General features: G+C 54.7%; 9 protein-coding genes. 4 read left to right on the top strand and 5 right to left on the bottom strand.

The window, feature by feature from the left end; genetic code table 11:
• Nucleotide 1 precedes the first annotated feature (1 nt).
• The 5 genes from IEW06_RS16630 to IEW06_RS16610 all read right to left on the bottom strand — a co-directional run bounded on the left by IEW06_RS16630 (nt 2) and on the right by IEW06_RS16610 (nt 10,576).
• On the bottom strand, nt 2-937 hold the full coding sequence (locus tag IEW06_RS16630) for a ring-cleaving dioxygenase (RefSeq protein WP_187731702.1): 936 nt from the start codon (nt 935-937) through the stop codon (nt 2-4).
• A 307-nt stretch (nt 938-1,244) separates the two neighbouring features.
• Nucleotides 1,245-3,005 (bottom strand): RICIN domain-containing protein, encoded by a 1,761-nt coding sequence (locus IEW06_RS20870; protein WP_187731703.1) that lies wholly within the window; start codon nt 3,003-3,005, stop codon nt 1,245-1,247.
• Nucleotides 3,006-4,147: 1,142 nt separating this feature from the next.
• Entirely contained in the window at nt 4,148-6,517 is a 2,370-nt protein-coding gene (locus IEW06_RS16620) for a glycoside hydrolase family 127 protein (RefSeq protein WP_188548612.1), read from the bottom strand.
• Between the two features lie 170 nt (nt 6,518-6,687).
• On the bottom strand, nt 6,688-9,132 hold the full coding sequence (locus IEW06_RS16615; protein WP_187731704.1) for a TonB-dependent receptor: 2,445 nt from the start codon (nt 9,130-9,132) through the stop codon (nt 6,688-6,690).
• 112 nt (nt 9,133-9,244) lie between these two features.
• Nucleotides 9,245-10,576, bottom strand: a complete 1,332-nt coding sequence (locus IEW06_RS16610) for an NAD(P)/FAD-dependent oxidoreductase (RefSeq protein ID WP_188548611.1) — start codon at nt 10,574-10,576, stop codon at nt 9,245-9,247.
• A gap of 261 nt (nt 10,577-10,837) precedes the next feature.
• On the opposite strand from IEW06_RS16610, the gene IEW06_RS16605 reads away from it, so the two are divergent.
• The 4 genes from IEW06_RS16605 (at nt 10,838) to IEW06_RS16590 (ending at nt 16,572) form a co-directional block, all read left to right on the top strand.
• Nucleotides 10,838-12,310 (top strand): CoA-acylating methylmalonate-semialdehyde dehydrogenase, encoded by a 1,473-nt coding sequence (locus tag IEW06_RS16605; RefSeq protein ID WP_229743152.1) that lies wholly within the window; start codon nt 10,838-10,840, stop codon nt 12,308-12,310.
• 204 nt (nt 12,311-12,514) lie between these two features.
• Nucleotides 12,515-13,867: an aminotransferase class III-fold pyridoxal phosphate-dependent enzyme gene (locus IEW06_RS16600; RefSeq protein ID WP_188548610.1), complete on the top strand. Its 1,353-nt coding sequence runs from the start codon at nt 12,515-12,517 to the stop codon at nt 13,865-13,867.
• Between the two features lie 197 nt (nt 13,868-14,064).
• A complete protein-coding gene (gene hydA / locus IEW06_RS16595; RefSeq protein ID WP_188548609.1) occupies nt 14,065-15,441 on the top strand; it encodes a dihydropyrimidinase in 1,377 nt (458 codons plus the stop codon).
• Between the two features lie 273 nt (nt 15,442-15,714).
• Nucleotides 15,715-16,572 (top strand): nitrilase-related carbon-nitrogen hydrolase, encoded by an 858-nt coding sequence (locus IEW06_RS16590; RefSeq protein ID WP_223284489.1) that lies wholly within the window; start codon nt 15,715-15,717, stop codon nt 16,570-16,572.
• Nucleotides 16,573-16,738 lie beyond the last annotated feature (166 nt).

Below are 16,738 nucleotides of genomic sequence, written 5' to 3'. Positions count from 1 at the left end.
ACTAGCTGATAACGGGTAGCTGCGCTTCAATCTGGGCCCGGCGGCGTTCGTACTGAGGTGGCAGCAACAAGTGGGTGCCCAGTTCCGCCAGCGACTCGTCGATCATAAAGCCCGGATTGTCGGTGGCAATCTCAAACAAAACGCCCCCCGGCTCGCGGAAATACAGGGAGTGAAAGTACTGCCGGTCTATTTGCTCCGTGATGTTGAGGCCGCGGGCCGCAATCTTTTGGCGGAAGCGCATTTCCGTGGCATCATCGGGCACGCGGAAGGCAATGTGGTGTACTGAGCCGCCAGCTACGTGCCCACGGGCCTCACCGGGTGCTTCCACCAGATCGATGATGGCCGCGCCGGGCACCGCATCCGTGGCGAAGCGGTAGCGGTTTACGTGCTGCTCCATCAGCTTATAGCCGAATACTTCCGTCAGAATCTCGGCCGTGCCCTTAATGTTGGTCAACGTCAGGGTCACGTTATGAAAGCCCTTGGTCGCTACCGCGGCGCTCACCTCCGGCGTCGTCCAGGGCGTGCGCGGATCGGCGTTTTTAGCAACGGTCAGCTCCAGCTTCAGGCCATCCGGGTCGAGAAAGGTGAGGTAAGGCTCACCGAATTTTTCGCTGGGCTTGTTGAACGTCACGTTATGCTGCGCGAAGCGCTTCAGCCAGAAGTCGAAGCTGCCCTCCGGCACTGAGTAGCCAATTTCAGTGGCCTGCCCGGTGCCGCGCCGGCCAGGTGTCATATTCTGCCAGGGGAAAAACGTGAGAATGGTGCCCGCCGAGCCTACCTCATCGCCAAAGTAAAAGTGGTAGGTGCTGGGGTCATCAAAGTTGACGGTCTTCTTCAAAAAGCGCAGCCCCATCACTTTCGCATAGAAGTCATAGTTGCGTTGCGCATTACTGGCAATGGCCGTGATGTGGTGCAGGCCAAGGATCTGATCCGACATAAAACGTGAGATTTAAGAGTGAACAGAGGCTAAACTGACAGAACAAGAAAAAATCTAGCGTTAAAGATAAAATCCTGAAACTTCTACTGATAAGCATACGTAAAATTCATCAGTAGCGTCGCTTATGGGAGTCTGAGGCCTACGGAAAGAATAAAAGTGAACCAGAGAAGTAGTAAGAGTAAAGCTACCGTTAAAGGTTGGTCAGTACCGAAGTTGGACGGAATTATAAGGCAACAAAAAACCCCTCGCTAGGAGGGGCTTTTGTTAAGAAGAACTAAAATGGTAGGAAACGCAGGGAAGAGAGATACTACTTAACTTCTAAGCGCTGTGTGCTGATCTTTCCTTTCTCACCTACGCGCACCTGGTACAGACCATTAGCTAAGCTTTGGATATTCAGACGCTGGGCAAGTGCACCACGCTTCTCTAGAACCGTTTTGCCAGACTGAGCAACGATCTGCACGTAGTCGGTGCCGGCAGGCAGCATTACGTAATCAGCGGCTGGGTTAGGATAGATAGCAAGATCATTCGTGGTTTTAGCAGTTGCAGCGCTGCTAGCAGCAGTTACATTGCTGGTGCTCACGGCGCTCAGAGTAGCGTTAGAGCTGATGCCTGATCCGTCGCGGACTAACACCCAACGCTGAGCGGTTGTGCCGTTATCATCCCACTGCTGCACTTTAGCACCATTGTGAGAGTTGTTGTTATCTACGTCGAGCACTTTGTTGGTGCCTTTGTGCATGAGCTTGAAGCTGCCATCGCCGTTAGAAGTGATAATCCAACGCTGAGCGCTTGAGCCGTTATCATCCCACTGCTGTATTTTAGCGCCATTCTGATCGCTGTTGTTATCTACATCAAGTACTTGACCAGTACCCTTGTGCGTGAGTTTGTAGGTGCCGTCACTCTGAAGGGAAATTACAAAACGCTGAGCGGTAGAACCATTGTCGTCCCAAATCTGCACTTTGGCACCGGCACGGTCGCTGTTGTTGTCTACGTCAAGCACTTTGTTGGAGCCTTTGCCTACAAGCTTGTAGGTGCCACCTGATACAATTGCGCTGCTGCCACCTGGAGTTGGAGTTGGTGCCGGGGCTGGAGCGGGACTTGGAGCAGGTGCCGGAGTTGGCGAACCTGAAGTTGGGCCTACAACTACACCGTTGTTACGGAGTTTGGTTTCCCACATGGTGAATTCAGCCTTCTCCGTGTCGCGAGTGATCAGGAAGGGCAATTCTGTGTTCAAGGAGTAGTTATGAGCATCAGCTGCATCGGGCAGATACTGGTCATTACGCGAATTCCAATTCTTACGATTAACATAGCCTACTACGTTGTTATAAGCTCTGTTATTCTGAAAGATATCGCTGCTTGAACCACTCTTCATAATGTAGATACCTACATTATTTGCAGCTATATATGTACCATCTGCTAAGTAACCCGAGTTGATAATGCGGTTATTGAAGAACTCCATGTCGTGGCCAGCCGAGATACACAAACCTTGAGTACCGGTGCTAACGATCTGGTTATTATACGCCTTCATGTAGCCTGGTGATCTTGCCCAGTCGCCGGTGTTGCCATCACCCATGTTGATGCCGCCGCCACCATAATTAGTCTCGTTAGCCGGATCATTTGGGTAGGCTCCCTGAATGTAGTTGTCGTAGATCAGGATGGGGCTATCGGAAGTTCCGTTAGACATATAGAAGTTGATGTTCTCTTCTACACGGCTTTTATAAGGTTCGTTGATTACCTGATTCCAGGCAATTTCTGCTCCTCTGATCTGAGTTACGCCGTTGAACTGTACAAATTGTACGTACTCTTTACCGCCATTGCGATAACGGCCATCGATATTGCTAGCCTTATTGTATTTGATTTTAACCGTTTCCTGGTCAGAATGATTACCTGTGTAACCAGCTAAGTAAATACCTGAGGTGTGGTCGAGGTAGTTATGCTCTAGACGAACATTTTTAAAATTTGTCGCGTCGAAGAAGCGGCCATATCGTGTGTTGTCTTGGCTAGGCGTCAGACCGTAACCATTCACATTACGAACCGTTACATTGCTGCCAGGGGTATGGGAACGAATCAAAATGCCCCGGCTACGAATATTCGCATTTTCAATAACCACCGGCTCAGTAGTTTCAACACTAACCGCAGGTGTATTTGAGTCGTGGCTCTCCCAGTTGCCGGAATAAGTACCGCCTCTGGTAATACGTAGAGGGCCTTGATAATCTTGGGCGATGCTGGTGTGGGCAGCGCCAGTGAGGAGGAGAAGCAGCCAGGAAAACAGTGTCCAATGTGATGTTACTCGGCGTGCTGGAACGGGGGTAAGGTGTCGGATGTGCATTCGCAGAAAGGGTTGAAAGAATAAAAGTGAACAATCCAGAGTGAACAATACTGACCAGTTTGTGTGGGAGTCTACTGGTTTATAAGTGGCAATATTACTGGATAAAGTCGAACCCGAAGCATTAGAACAAAAAGTTGCACATAGTGGAAACACCATAAACCCTGCTGTGCAGCTAAGCAGGAAAAGCAACAAACGATATAGCAAAAACGCCCCCCAGAGCATTCTGGGGGGCGTTTTTGCTATATTATGTAAAGTAGATCCTACTTCTTTATTACAAATAAACCGTCTTAAAATGCCTCATTATTGTACGCAGTGACATTATAAGGTTCACAGTATAGGCAATAGATTATATTGAAATACGGCGTGAAAAAATTGGACAGTAAATCCGGGAGAAAGATAATTTTAGATAGAAGGCTGTATCCATAGAATCAGGCTGTCAACAATAACACTCGCAAGCATTTTCATGAAGGCTACAGCGCCTGAACTTGGTGCTTACTGTTGAGGTTCCGTACTACCCAATTTTGAAAAGGAGCGACCTAGCTCAATTATCACTTATTAATCTTATCTGCATGCATAATAAATGAACTTTATGAAGCTCGTATTTGGTTGTATTGTAAAAATTATATTCGCCATAAAGTTTATGGTGTTTAAAAATGAGATATTATATATATATTTTATGAAATAGTAGGTATATACATGAGTTTGCGAGAGAATGAAAAAGTCTTGCTTCAATGTTTATTCTGACCTGTATTATTAAAGTAGCTGAGCTGAACAATGCGTCATAGCGCACTGCTCAGCTCAGCTACTTTAGCTGCAAATTCATTGCAGTGTGAACTACGTGAGCCAACCAAGTTGGCTGTAATGAGCTACCCAGCTAGAGTTAGCTATTCTGCTTTCAGTAAGCGCACATAATACACGCTCCCTGCCGTAGAGCCGTTATTTGCCTGGAATTTGACTGTGAGAACTTCCGGCGCAGAAGCCAGCACTTGAGGCGGGAGCTTGTAGTCCACCTCGATGAACTTTTCGCCGCCGAGGCCTTGCAAATTTTCCTGCTTAAGCAGTTTGCCATTGACGAGAATGTCAAACCGGCGGTCTTTGTCTTTGCCGTAAAACGTGACGCGCAAGGTGCGTGCGGCATTTCCAGGGTTTTTGAGATTGTAGCTAAACCAGCCTTTGGCCTGACGCCAATGCCGGTCCTTGAATACACCGGTGTCGGTTTGCTCACCCTCAAAGCCATGATCCGACTCGGGCTGCTGCTCGCCGGGCGCCACCTGATCGAGCGTACGGGCTTCCAGGGCCATCTTTTCCGCTTCTTTTAGCTGTAGGGCTTGTTTGCGTGCGACCAGTTCGGCGGGCGTGGCTACCGGCCAATAAACCATGTAGCGCGCATCGTGTATCCGGAAAAAGGGAATCAGCTCTACTTTCCGATAGCGGTCAGAATCGATAAGCGAGGCGGCGCTGAAGGTGAGCGGCTTGCCGGCCACGGGCTTTATATCGGCTACCAGGTTCTGAGGACTCGATGTAACCAGCACGGGAGCCTCGTCAAGCGGGTAGGCAGGGCCGCTGGCAATATGGCCCATACGGCTGCCATCGGCCAGTAAACCGGGCATATCCGTGGTATCGGTAATGGCGGCCAGCACAATAGGGCCGTGTACGAAGGATACCCAGGGCGATTTGTCAGGCAGAAATTCGGCCTTGGTTTCCATGGGCAAGGCCACGCTCACCACGTCGCCCGACTTCCACTTGCGCTCGATGGTCAGATAGCCGGGGGCTGAGGTTTCGTATTTGGCAGCACGGCCATTTACGAGCACTTGGCCGTCACCCGGCTTCAGCCAAGTAGGGCGGCGGATATGCAGGGCAAATCGGCGGGCTTTTTTAAGCTGAAGCTTTAAGTTAGAGGTTTCGGCAAAAGGAAAGCGCGTGTCCTGGGTAAGGGTCAGGCCGGCCTCGGGCCAGGTGAGACGGGAGGGAATAAAAAGGTTGACAAACAAGTCCTCTTTATTATGAGCATAAATCAGCTCGCCGTACTTGCCGTGATTTTCAAGGCCTGAGCCCACACAGCACCAAAAGCCATCCTGGGGTTGGGAATACACGCGGTAGTGGCGGGGCCGCATGGGGGTGAAGTACACGAAACCGCCTTTTTCGGGGTGTTGGGAGGAAAGAATGTGGTTGTAGAGCGCCCGCTCGTAGTACTCTATATAAGGAGTGGAGGCGCTGGTGAGGTACAACTGCTTGCTTAGCTTGAGCATGTTGTAGGTGTTGCAGGTTTCGGGGCCCTCCTTGCCTTCCAGCATGGCCGTAAAATTCTGAGCAGGGTGGAAGTGCTCGCTCACGCTGTTGCCGCCAATCGAGACGGTGCGGTGGTCTACTACTGTTTTCCAGAAAAAGGCAGCGGCGTTGCTCCAGGCGGTATCGCCGGATAGCTCGGCTATGCGCTTGTAACCTATCACTTTCGGAATCTGGGTGTTGGCGTGGAGACCGTTCAGCTCATCTTTGCCCCCCAGCAGCGGCTCTAATATGGAGCGGTGCGAAAACCGCCGGGCCAGGGTCAGATACTTTTTGTCGCCGGTGATTTCGGCTACATCAGCCAGCACTTCGTTCATGCCGCCGTGCTCGCTGCGCAGCATATCCTGAATCTGGGCGTCGGTAAGGGAAGCAGTCAGGTCAACGGCCCAGTTGGCGAGCTGCACCAGCATGTCTTTAGCCTTGGTGTTGCCCGCAAACAAATGCGCGTCGCGCAGGCCCGAATAGGTTTTGTGGATGTTGTACCAAGGCACCCACTTATTATTAAGGGAAAAGCTGCCCGCGTTGATGTTGCCCGCTTTTACCTGTTCCCACATTTTTTGCCCCCCAGGCGTGCCGCCGAGGTAGCCATTGCCGTTGCGCTCCTGACACAGCGCCAGCTCATCTACCATATAGGTAAGCCGCCGCCCAACTTCTGCATTGCCTGTAGCGGCGTACATATACGCTAGCGCCGACAGGTAATGTCCGCCAATATGTCCATCCAGGCCCGTATTTTCCCAGTTGCCGTAGCTCGGTGCGCGTGGCGCCAGGCCCGCTTCGCGGCGATAGGGCGCCAGCAGCCGGTCGGGGCTCAGCGCCAGAATGTATTGCAGATCGGTTTGCTGAGCCGCTTGAAAGGGGCTTTCGGTGAGCGTTACCGCCGACAGCGGAAAGCTTTGCAGCGGCGTTTGGGCCTGACCCAGCGTTACGGCTACGAGTAGAAAGCCTATACTTAACCAGCTTGTTTTCATGATATTAGGTAAACAGAAGTTATAATAACTGACACTATACCAGCGACGAGCAGGCAGCACCGCCTGGTCCGCAGCCATCGGCTAAATCTACACAATCGATTGTTATAGTCTTGATCAAATGAAATTTGCCCCCCAGCACATAAAACAAGCACTGGGGGTCTAACTCAATTTTAGAATTCCAGAATAAAGCCGATGGTTGGCGTCAGGTTGGGGCTGTCATCCTGTAGTAGGATGGGGAAAGCGTTGGTGCCGTCAGGACGAACAGGTTGGCCGTCGGTGGTCAGGAAGTCTGTGTTGTCGGGAGTGCGCTGGAAGCTGTATGTTGGCAAGCCGGGCGTTTTGAGCAAAAAAGCGTTCTGCAAATCCAAAAACAGGTCGATGCTGGTGCGGCGCCAGTTGAATTTCTTATCGAGGCGGAAGTCGAACTGCTGGAAGCTGTCCAGGCGTAAAGTGTTGAGGCGGGAATAGTCGAGCACGCCTCTGCCCACGGCGAAGTAAGTAGCCTGGGAGGCTTCCAGATCAAAGGGCGTGTAGGGCGAGCCGCCCGCAAAACGGTATTTAAAGCCCATCTCCCAGCCCTTATTAAACTTGCGCCCTAGCAGGCCAGAGGCCAGAAAGCGCGTATCCCAGGCCGAGGGCTTATACTGCCCATCGATGCCCGAAAACTCTGAGCGGAAGGCAGTAAACGAAGCCACGGCGAATATTTTGCGGGTTAGCTTCTGCTGAAAAAACAGCTCGGCTCCGTAGGCGCGGCCTTTGCCCGTGCTTTGAATAGCTTCGTTGCCGAGGGCCGCAAAATCGCCCCCCAGGTTGGCCAGCGAGATACCATCGCGGACGGATACGGGATAGTGGCTGTATTTTTTATAAAAGCCTTCCAGGGTAAAACGCGAGGCGGCGGTGGGCAAAAACTCCAGGCCGGCCACGTAATGATCGGAGCGTATGTAGCGGGCATTCTGGTTGACCAAGGTGCCGGCCTCATCCCGAAAGCCCAGAATAGTGGAGGGCGGAATCTTGTAGTAGCGACCCACGGAGGCGTTGAGATTCCAGCGCTGCGCCAGCGCATAAGAGGCCGATACCCGCGGCGAGAGCGTGCGCAGCAGGTTGGCGCCGCCCGTCGTAAAGGAGTTTCCGTCGGCGCGCAGGCCCGCCGACAAGGTCAGCCGATCATCAGGGAGCAGGGTGCGGGTGAGCTGCCCAAACGCGCCAAAGCGGGCAAAGTCGATGGCCGTCTGGAAGCGCACATCTACCTGCGGCGACACCAGCTGGCCTTGCGCATCGCGCACTTCGCGCCGCACCCGGCTGAAAAAGCGACTGTCGTACTGCACGTATTGCCCCACGGCCCCGAACGCGTACTGCCACCGGCCTACGGCCTTGTTTACATCGAGGCGCAGCTTGTTTTCGGTTTCGCCGGAGCGCGTGAGCAGCACCCGCCGCGACTCTTCGGTGGTGGTGCGGTCTTCAAACTGGTCGAGTTTATTGTCGAGCTGGGTGCGGCTCAGAGCTACGTTCAGAAAGCCGTCGGGCAGGAGGTGGCGCAGCGAAAGGCCCACCGTGTAGTTCCACTGGTCTATGGTGGGCGTGGAGCGCAGGGTGTACTCCTTATCAGGACTGGATTTGCGCGGCACGGCCAGCTCGAAGTGGTCGATGGCGCCGAGACCGAGCGTAGTAAGCGTGGTTTTGGGGGAAAGCTTGGTTGTTACTTTATACTGAAAATCCCAGTAGTTGGGCCGGATAGGCAGGTCAATGGCTTTAAACAGCAGCTGCAAGTAGGAGCGCCGGGCCGAAGCCAGAAAGGTGGTGTTTTTGGCCAGCGGGCCTTCCAGGGTGCCGGCTACTTCGGTGCCACTCAGCCGCACATTGCCCTGCACGCGGTCGGGGTTGCCGTCGCGCTGCCGGAATTGCAGCACCGACGACAGGGCATTGTCGTAGCGAGCCTCAAATGCTGACGAACTGAGCGTTACGTCCTCAATAAACGACACGTTCAGAATACCGGTGGGCCCCCCGCCGGAGCCCTGGGTCTGGAAGTGGTTGATAACGGGCACCTCAATGCCGTCGAGGTAATATACGTTTTCGTTGGGCGCACCGCCCCGAATGATAATGTCGTTGCGAAAGCCGGAGGTGCCGCCCGTGCCGCCTCCGCCCACACCGGGCAGGGTCTGAATCACTTTGGAGATGTCAAAATTGCCCCCCGGATTGCTTTTTATCTCCTCCGTATTAATGCGCTGCACCGAGAGGGGCGTTTCGGCCGTGGCCACCCGGATGGCGCGGCTGCCCACTACTTCTACTTCCGCTAGCTGCTGGGTGTTGCTGGTCAGTTCCAGATTGATGATGGAGGCGTTGCCGGAGGTGATTACTACGTTGGCCCTCAGCAGCATATCGTAGCCAAGGAGGGAAGCGCGCACGTTGTAGCTACCAACGGGAATATCGGTGAGGCGGTAGCGGCCTTCCGCATCTGAGGCGACCCCCAGCGTGGTGCCTTCCAGCAATACGGTCACGCCGGGCAATGTTTCCTGGGTTTTGCGGTCGCGCACGGTACCCGTCAGTACTCCCGTCGATTGGGCTAGGGCAGAATAGGTAGCCAGCAGCAACAGCAGGAGAGAGTAAAATCTGAGCATTACCAGCTAGTGATGAGGTATTGGGTGGATGATCCTACCAACCCCCAGCTAGCCGGGATGTTTACTACGTGGCTACTGCTGCGCTTACACTCACTCTGTTTTGATGTTTTACTTACGTAATTGCCTTGTCCTGAGTGTCTTCCACGGGCGGCAGAACTTTGCGGGTGCCTATAATATAGCGCAGGCCTTTATCGTAGCTGAAATAGCTGTAAGCCCAGTTGAGCAGCACGATCAGGCGGTTGCGGAAGCTGACCAGCGAGACAACGTGCACGAAGCCCCAGGCCAGCCAGGCAATAAAGCCCCCCAGCCGCAAATCGCGGCCGAAAAGCTTAATGTCGGCCACGGCGTGGTTGCGGCCGATGGTGGCCATGCTGCCCTTGTCGTCGTAGCGAAAGGGCTGCATGGGTTCGTTCTTGAGTTGGCGCTCCAGGTTCTGGCCCAGCAAGCGCCCTTGCTGCAAAGCCGGCTGCGCTACCATCGGGTGACCTTCGGGATACAGCTCGCTGCGCATGGCGGCAATGTCGCCGAGGGCAAAAATGTTATCGTAGCCCGCTACCTGATTAAACTCATTGACGGCGTACCGATTGCCGGGCAGCAGACAGTCCTCGCGCAGCCCTTTTATCGGGCTCCCCGTCACGCCCGCCGCCCAAATAAGCGTGCGGGTAATCAGCTTCTCGCCGGTATTCAGCGTCACGGTATAGCCGTCGTAGGATTTTACGCGCCGGTCGAGCCACACCTGTACGCCAAAATGCTTCAGGTATTCCAGCGACTTCTGCGACGCTTCTGCCGACATGCCTTTTAATAAGGCCGGGCCGCTTTGCACCAAGTGAATATCCATTTCCTTGAAATTCAGCTCCCGATAGTCGCGCGGAAATACGTGGGCGCGCAGCTCGCTTAGGGCGCCGGCAATTTCAACGCCCGTAGGCCCGCCGCCCACAATCACGAAGTCCAGCAGGCTGTTGATTTTTTCCATGTCGCCGAGCTGTAGGGCCTGCTCGAAGTTGGAAAGCACGGTGTTGCGCAGCTCGATGGCATCGGCCACGCTTTTCAGTGTGATGGCGTGCCGCTGCATCTGCTCATCGCCGAAGAAGTTGGCCGTGGCCCCGGTGGCAAGCACCAAGAAGTCGTAGCGAATGCGGCCGATAGACGTTTCGAGCAGATGTTGTTCAGTATCAACGCAAATAGCCTCGGCCAGGCGGAAGTAAAAGTTGTCTTGCCCATCCAGAATCTTGCGAAACGGCGACACAATTGAGTCGGCCGCCAAGCTGGCGGTGGCCACCTGGTAGAGCAGGGGCTGAAAGGCATGGTAGTTCTGCTTGTCAATAAGCACCACTTGCATTGGGGCGTTGCGAAGCGCCCGCGCCAGCTCCAGGCCGGCAAAACCGCCCCCCACAATTACCACCCGGGGCTGATTGATGTCCTCTATTTTGGCAAGGGTTTCCATATTGTAAAAGGGGGACTGAAGTAAGGCGTTAGCTGAGCTTGTCGGCGCTTAGGTTCAAGTATAGCTGGCTGAAATACGCGAAACGGGCGAAGATGGGGGTGTGGTTGCTCAGTCATTGGGAAATGTTACGCTTTAAAAAAGCCCCCCAGTCTCATTTGCTTGCCTTTAGCTGTGCCCGTTCAGCTTCTTCGGCGCCTATGCTGGCAGAGTTGCTTTTGTGCCGCAAACTCTTTACTTGCAGTAGATTAAACCCACCCTGCCATGGAAGTCGACGTTCTGAAGTACCCCGCGGTGCGCAACTATATCGCCGGACAATTTGTAGCGGACGCCAGCGCCCGCACCCTCGAAGTTTTCAGCCCCATCAGCGGCGCGGTAATCTCGACGGTACCCCTGAGCAGGATGGATGCCCTGAACCAAGCGGTGGAAGCGGCGCGGGGGGCTTTTCCGGCCTGGTCGGCGATGCCAATCAAGGAGCGGGTCCAGATTTTCTACCGCTATAAAACTTTGCTGGAAAAGCACTTGACGGAGCTGACGGCCCTGGTGCGCGAGGAAAACGGCAAGACGACGGACGAGGCGCGGGCCGAAGTCGAAAAAGCCATCGAGCTGACGGAATTCGCCTGCTCCTTGCCCCAACTAGTAGCCGGCGAGATGATGGAAGTAAGCGCGGGCGTGGAGTGCCGCGTGGACCGCAAGCCCCTGGGTGTGGTGGCCTCCATCGCGCCGTTCAACTTCCCGAATATGGTTCCGCACTGGACGGTGCCGAACGCTATTGCCTTGGGTAACTGCATGATTCTGAAGCCCTCGGAGCAAGTGCCCATCAGCGCCGGCCGCATCGCCGAGTTGCTAAAGGAAGCCGGTTTGCCCGATGGCGTGCTCAACATCGTGCACGGCGACAAGGAGATTGTGGAGGCCATCTGCGACCATCCCGATATTAAAGCGGTGTCGTTTGTGGGCTCCACCAAGATTGCCAAAGTGGTGTATCAACGCGCTACTTCTAATCTGAAACGCTGCGTGGCCCTGGGCGGGGCCAAAAACCATCTGCTTGTGCTGCCCGATGCCCACGTGGACATGACTGCTTCCAATGTGGCGGCTTCAATGTCGGGTTGCGCCGGGCAGCGCTGCATGGCTGGCTCCGCGATGGTAGCTGTGGGTGCCGTGGAGCCCATTATTTCCCGCTTGGTGGAAGAAGCCCGCAAGATTGTACCGGGTAAGAACCTAGGCTCGGTAATCAGCCGCCAAGCCAAGGAGCGAATTGAGCGCTACATCACTGAGGCGGAGCAAGCTGGCGCCCATATCCTGCTGGATGGCCGCAACGCCGTAGTCGCCGGCAATGAAGATGGCTACTATGTAGGTCCCACAGTTATTGACCATGTAACGCCCGATATGGCCATTGCGCGGGAGGAAGTATTCGGCCCGGTGCTGGCCATCATTCGGGCCCACGATTTGGATGAAGCCCTTGCCATTGAAAACGCGTCTAACTATGGTAATGCCGCGTCGGTGTTTACGCAAAGTGGGGGGCTAGCCCGCTATGTGATGGAAAACGCCTCGGCCGGCATGATCGGGGTCAACATCGGGGTACCCGTGCCGCGGGAGCCGTTCTCCTTCGGGGGCTGGAATGAGTCGAAGTTCGGCGCCTGCGACATTACCGGCAAAAGCTCCATCGAGTTCTGGACCCAGCTTAAGAAGGTGACCACCAAGTGGAACCCTGAGTCGCGCACGAACTGGATGAGTTAGAAACCTAATCGATAAAGGCCGTCATGCAGAGCGGCAGCGAAGCATCTCGCATGCTGATGTTGCCAAAGTAACCGTCATGCTTGATCTGGCGTCCGCTGGTCGAAGCATCTCTGCCGCTTCGTTGAGTTTACTATTACAGTAAAGTTCCATCGGCAAGCGGACGCCAGATCAAGCATGACCAAAAACAAATAAACCTACCCCACCATGGAAACCCTCACCCACGATAAGCAGCAGATCCTACAAGATAACCTTGACTACACGCTTTTCTCTTGGTCGAAGCAGGCGGGGCTGAACCCGATAAATGCTGAGCGGGCCGAGGGGGTATATGTGTACGACCGTGATGGGAAGCGCTACATTGATTTTTCCTCCCAGCTGATGAACGTGAACATCGGCCACGGCAATCAGAAAGTGACGGAGGCGGTGGCCGCGCAGATGCAGGAGCTGAGCTACGTGTATCCGGGCATGATTACCAAAACCCGCGGCGACTTAGGGCGGAGGCTGGCCGAAATAACGCCCCCCAACCTGACCAAGGCCTTTTTCACCTTAGGCGGAGCGGAGTCTATTGAGAATGCCATTAAGCTGGCACGCATATACACCGGCCGCCACAAAATCGTAACCCTTTATTTGTCTTTTCACGGTGCTTCGTACGGCGCCATCAGTGCCGGCGGCGATCCGCGCAAGCTGGCCGTGGACAGCCAGGCTATGCCGGGCGTGGTGCACGTGGAAAACCCTTATTTCTACCGCTGCCCCTGGTACAGCACCACGCCCGAAGAGTGCGCCGAGCGGGCAGCGGCCCACATGGAACGGGTTATTCAATATGAGGGGCCGGGCAACGTAGCCGCCATTCTGATGGAAGGCGAATCGGGGACATCAGGCTGCATAAAATATCCCCCAACGTATTGGCAGCGGGTGCGCAGCATCTGCGACAAGTACGGCATCCTGCTCATTGCCGACGAGGTAATGAGCGGATTTGGCCGCACCGGCAAATGGTTCGGTTCTGACCACCACGGAGTGAAAGTGGATATGATGGCCATGGCCAAAGGCATCACGGCCGGGTACCTGCCCCTAGGGGCCGTGATGGTGGACGAAAAGATTGCCGCTTCCTTCAATGACAAGCCCTTGCCTCTTGGCCTGACTTATTCGGCTCATCCCGTGTCGTGCGCGGCGGCCGTCGCGGTGCTCGACATTTACGAGGAGGAAAACATGGTGGAGAACGCGGCCAAAATGGGGCGCTACCTGGACGCCCGCATCTGTGATTTGATGGGAGAGCACCCCAGCATCGGCGACTGGCGCAACACGGGCCTGCTGGGCTGCCTGGAGCTGGTAAAGAATCGCACCACGAAGGAGCCCATGGCGCCCTGGAACGCCGCGCCCGACCAGATGGAAGTTATGAATCAGGTGGCGGCCAAGATTCGGGAGCTGGGTATGTACACCTTCGTGCGCTGGAATTATATTTTTATCGCGCCGCCGCTAAATATTACTAAAGAGGAAGTGGAAGAAGGATTAGACATTATTTCCCAGGCTATCCGGATTGCCGACCAGCATACCCACGGCTAATAGCGCGTCTGGGGGGCTTTTTTCCTTGCTTTAGAGCCAGTTAAATAGTGCTGTTGAACTCCGGCTGTGGCTGGAGGTTAGGATTTGGTTTGGCTAAAACTTGGGTAAGGGAAAATTTAACCACATATAGCTATTTGAATTTGTAAAGAAAAAATGATAAATTTTTAGTCCCTATCCTCTACACTTTTCCTCTCTGAATGGCGTCTCTGCTCATTAAAAACGGCCGTGTCGTGACGGCTGATTCCGACAGTGTTTGTGATGTGCTTATCGAGGGCGAAACCATCGTCGCTATCGGCCGCAACCTGCCCGATACCGCGGATCAGGTAATCGACGCGGGGGGCAAATTGGTGCTGCCCGGCGGCATCGATCCGCACGTCCACCTCGATATGCCCTTCATGGGCACCTTCAGCAGCGACACCCACGAGACGGGCACCCGCGCCGCCCTGCACGGCGGCACCACCACGGTCATCGACTTTGTGCTTCAGAAACAGGGGCACTCCCTGCGCGAAGCCCTTACGGAGTGGCAGGGGCGGGCCACCGGCAACGCCGTCGGTGACTACTCTTTTCACATGGCCGTGACGGATTTTAATGAGCAGACCAAGGCCGAAATTGCGGAAATGGTGGGTGAGGGCATCACGTCTTTCAAGGTGTTCCTGGCCTATAAAGGCGCGCTCATGATCGATGATGCGCAGTTGGTGGGCCTTATGCAGGAAGTAAAAAAGCACGGCGCCCTAGTAACGGTGCACGCCACCAACGGCGACATGATTGACACGCTTATAGCTCAGCACCGCGCCCAAGGCAAGATGTCGCCGCTGTACCACTATTTGTCCCAACCAGAAGTAACTGAGGCGGAAGCCTCCGGCCGCTTCACTGACATTGCCAATTACACAGGCGTCAATGCCTACATCGTGCACCTGACCTGCGAGGGCGCCCTGAACCAGGTGCGCGAAGCAACCCGCCGCAACCAGCGCGTTTTTGTCGAAACCTGCATTCAGTATCTGCTGCTCGATGCCTCCCTCTACGGTGAGGATTTCGAGGGGGCAAAAGTGGTGATGTCGCCGCCGCTGCGCCAGAAAAAGGACCAGGAAACGCTGTGGGCGGGCATTAATCAAGGCCTAGTGCAAGTAGTGGGCACCGACCACTGTCCTTTTCTGTGGGAGCAAAAGCAAATGGGCCAGCATGACTTTTCCAAAATCCCGAATGGGCACCCCGCCATTGAGCACCGCATGGAACTGCTGTTCTCGGAAGGCGTGAGCAAGGGTCGCATCAGCTTGCAGCGGTACGTAGCCGTGACGGCCACCAACGCGGCCAAAATTTTCGGCATGTTTCCCCGCAAAGGCACGATCAGCATCGGCGCCGACGCCGATTTAATCATCATCGACCCCGAGCGCCAGCACACCATCTCCGCCGCCACCCACCACATGAACGTCGATTACTCGGCCTACGAAGGCTGGGAGCTGACAGGCAAGATTGAAACCGTGGTCTTGCGCGGACAGGTGGCCATCCTCGATGGCCAACCTCAGGTGGAGAAAGGCTACGGGCAGTTCATCAAACGCGGGCCAACGATTTTCTAACTAACTTATACTAAGATGATAAAAGCTAAAGCGGGGGGCTTTTTCCAAGACCGTCATGCAGAGGCGGAGCCGAAGCATCTCGCTCGCGCCATTAGATTACTAACCTTGAGTCAGCACGCGAGATGCTTCGTCGCTGCTTCATGCGCAGAATGCTCTGCATGACAAACGCGAGTTGTTCTACCGCTTTGGCTAACTACCCTTAGCTCCTCCTTCGCTTTTAGCTTCGATACTCTTCCAACTCTCCAACCCTGAATCCCTCAGCTCATGCCACGAATGATTAAATCCGGTCTTATCCAGATGAGTTTGCCCATGACCGAGGGCGAAGGTTCCATTGCGGAAATCAAGGAAGCGATGGTGCAAAAGCATATTCCCTTCATAGAAGAAGCGGGTAAGCAGGGCGTGCAAATCCTGTGTTTGCAGGAGATTTTTAACACGCCTTACTTCTGTCCCGGCCAGGATAATGCCTGGTATGCGTCGGCGGAAGCGGTGCCGGGCCCCACGACGGAACGCATGGCGGAGTACGCCAAGAAGTACAACATGGTCATCATCGTGCCGGTGTATGAAAAGGAGGCCGCGGGCTTTTTGTATAACACGGCCGCCGTCATTGATGCCGATGGCACTTACCTGGGCAAGTACCGCAAGAACCATATCCCGCACACCTCGGGCTTCTGGGAGAAGTATTTTTTCAAGCCCGGCAACCTCGGCTACCCCGTTTTTCAAACCAAATACGCCAAGATCGGCGTCTACATCTGCTATGACCGGCACTTCCCTGATGGCGCCCGTGTGCTGGGGTTGAGCGGAGCCGAAATCGTATATAATCCTTCAGCTACGGTGGCGGGCCTCTCGCAGTATCTGTGGAAACTGGAGCAGCCGGCGCACGCCGCTGCCAATGGCTACTTTATGGGCTGCATCAACCGCGTAGGGGAGGAAAAGCCCTGGAATCTGGGCAAGTTCTATGGCTCGTCTTACTTCGTGGACCCCAGGGGGCAAATTTTCGCCCAAGCCTCCGAGGATAAAGATGAGTTGTTGGTAGCAGAGTTTGACCTCGACATGATTGAGGAGGTGCGCGCCACCTGGCAGTTCTTCCGCGACCGTCGCCCCGAAACCTACGAGAAGCTGGTGGAGCTGTAGGCTGCTGAGCGCCTTTATTTGGCTATCATATCTTTTTCCCTGTCATCTTTCGTCTGTCATCCTGAGCTTGCGAAGGACCTTATCACGCCAGAACGCCTAGTGTAACAACGACTCGTTCTCATCCCATAAGGTCCTTCCTTCGTCAGGATGACAGACGGAGGGAAGG

Origin of the sequence: Hymenobacter qilianensis (assembly GCF_014638675.1) — a bacterium.
Classification (GTDB): domain Bacteria; phylum Bacteroidota; class Bacteroidia; order Cytophagales; family Hymenobacteraceae; genus Hymenobacter; species Hymenobacter qilianensis.
The sequence above is the reverse complement of the archived record's forward strand: the minus strand, read 5'-3'. Positions and strand labels throughout refer to the sequence as shown.

Coding starts and splice junctions, on each gene's coding strand:
- IEW06_RS16630 (WP_187731702.1), bottom strand. CDS start 937: ATGTCGGATCAGATCCTTGGCCTGCACCACATCACGGCCATTGCCAGT.
- IEW06_RS16620 (WP_188548612.1), bottom strand. CDS start 6,517: ATGAAAACAAGCTGGTTAAGTATAGGCTTTCTACTCGTAGCCGTAACG.
- IEW06_RS16615 (WP_187731704.1), bottom strand. CDS start 9,132: ATGCTCAGATTTTACTCTCTCCTGCTGTTGCTGCTGGCTACCTATTCT.
- IEW06_RS16610 (WP_188548611.1), bottom strand. CDS start 10,576: ATGGAAACCCTTGCCAAAATAGAGGACATCAATCAGCCCCGGGTGGTA.
- IEW06_RS16605 (WP_229743152.1), top strand. CDS start 10,838: ATGGAAGTCGACGTTCTGAAGTACCCCGCGGTGCGCAACTATATCGCC.
- IEW06_RS16600 (WP_188548610.1), top strand. CDS start 12,515: ATGGAAACCCTCACCCACGATAAGCAGCAGATCCTACAAGATAACCTT.
- hydA (WP_188548609.1), top strand. CDS start 14,065: ATGGCGTCTCTGCTCATTAAAAACGGCCGTGTCGTGACGGCTGATTCC.
- IEW06_RS16590 (WP_223284489.1), top strand. CDS start 15,715: ATGATTAAATCCGGTCTTATCCAGATGAGTTTGCCCATGACCGAGGGC.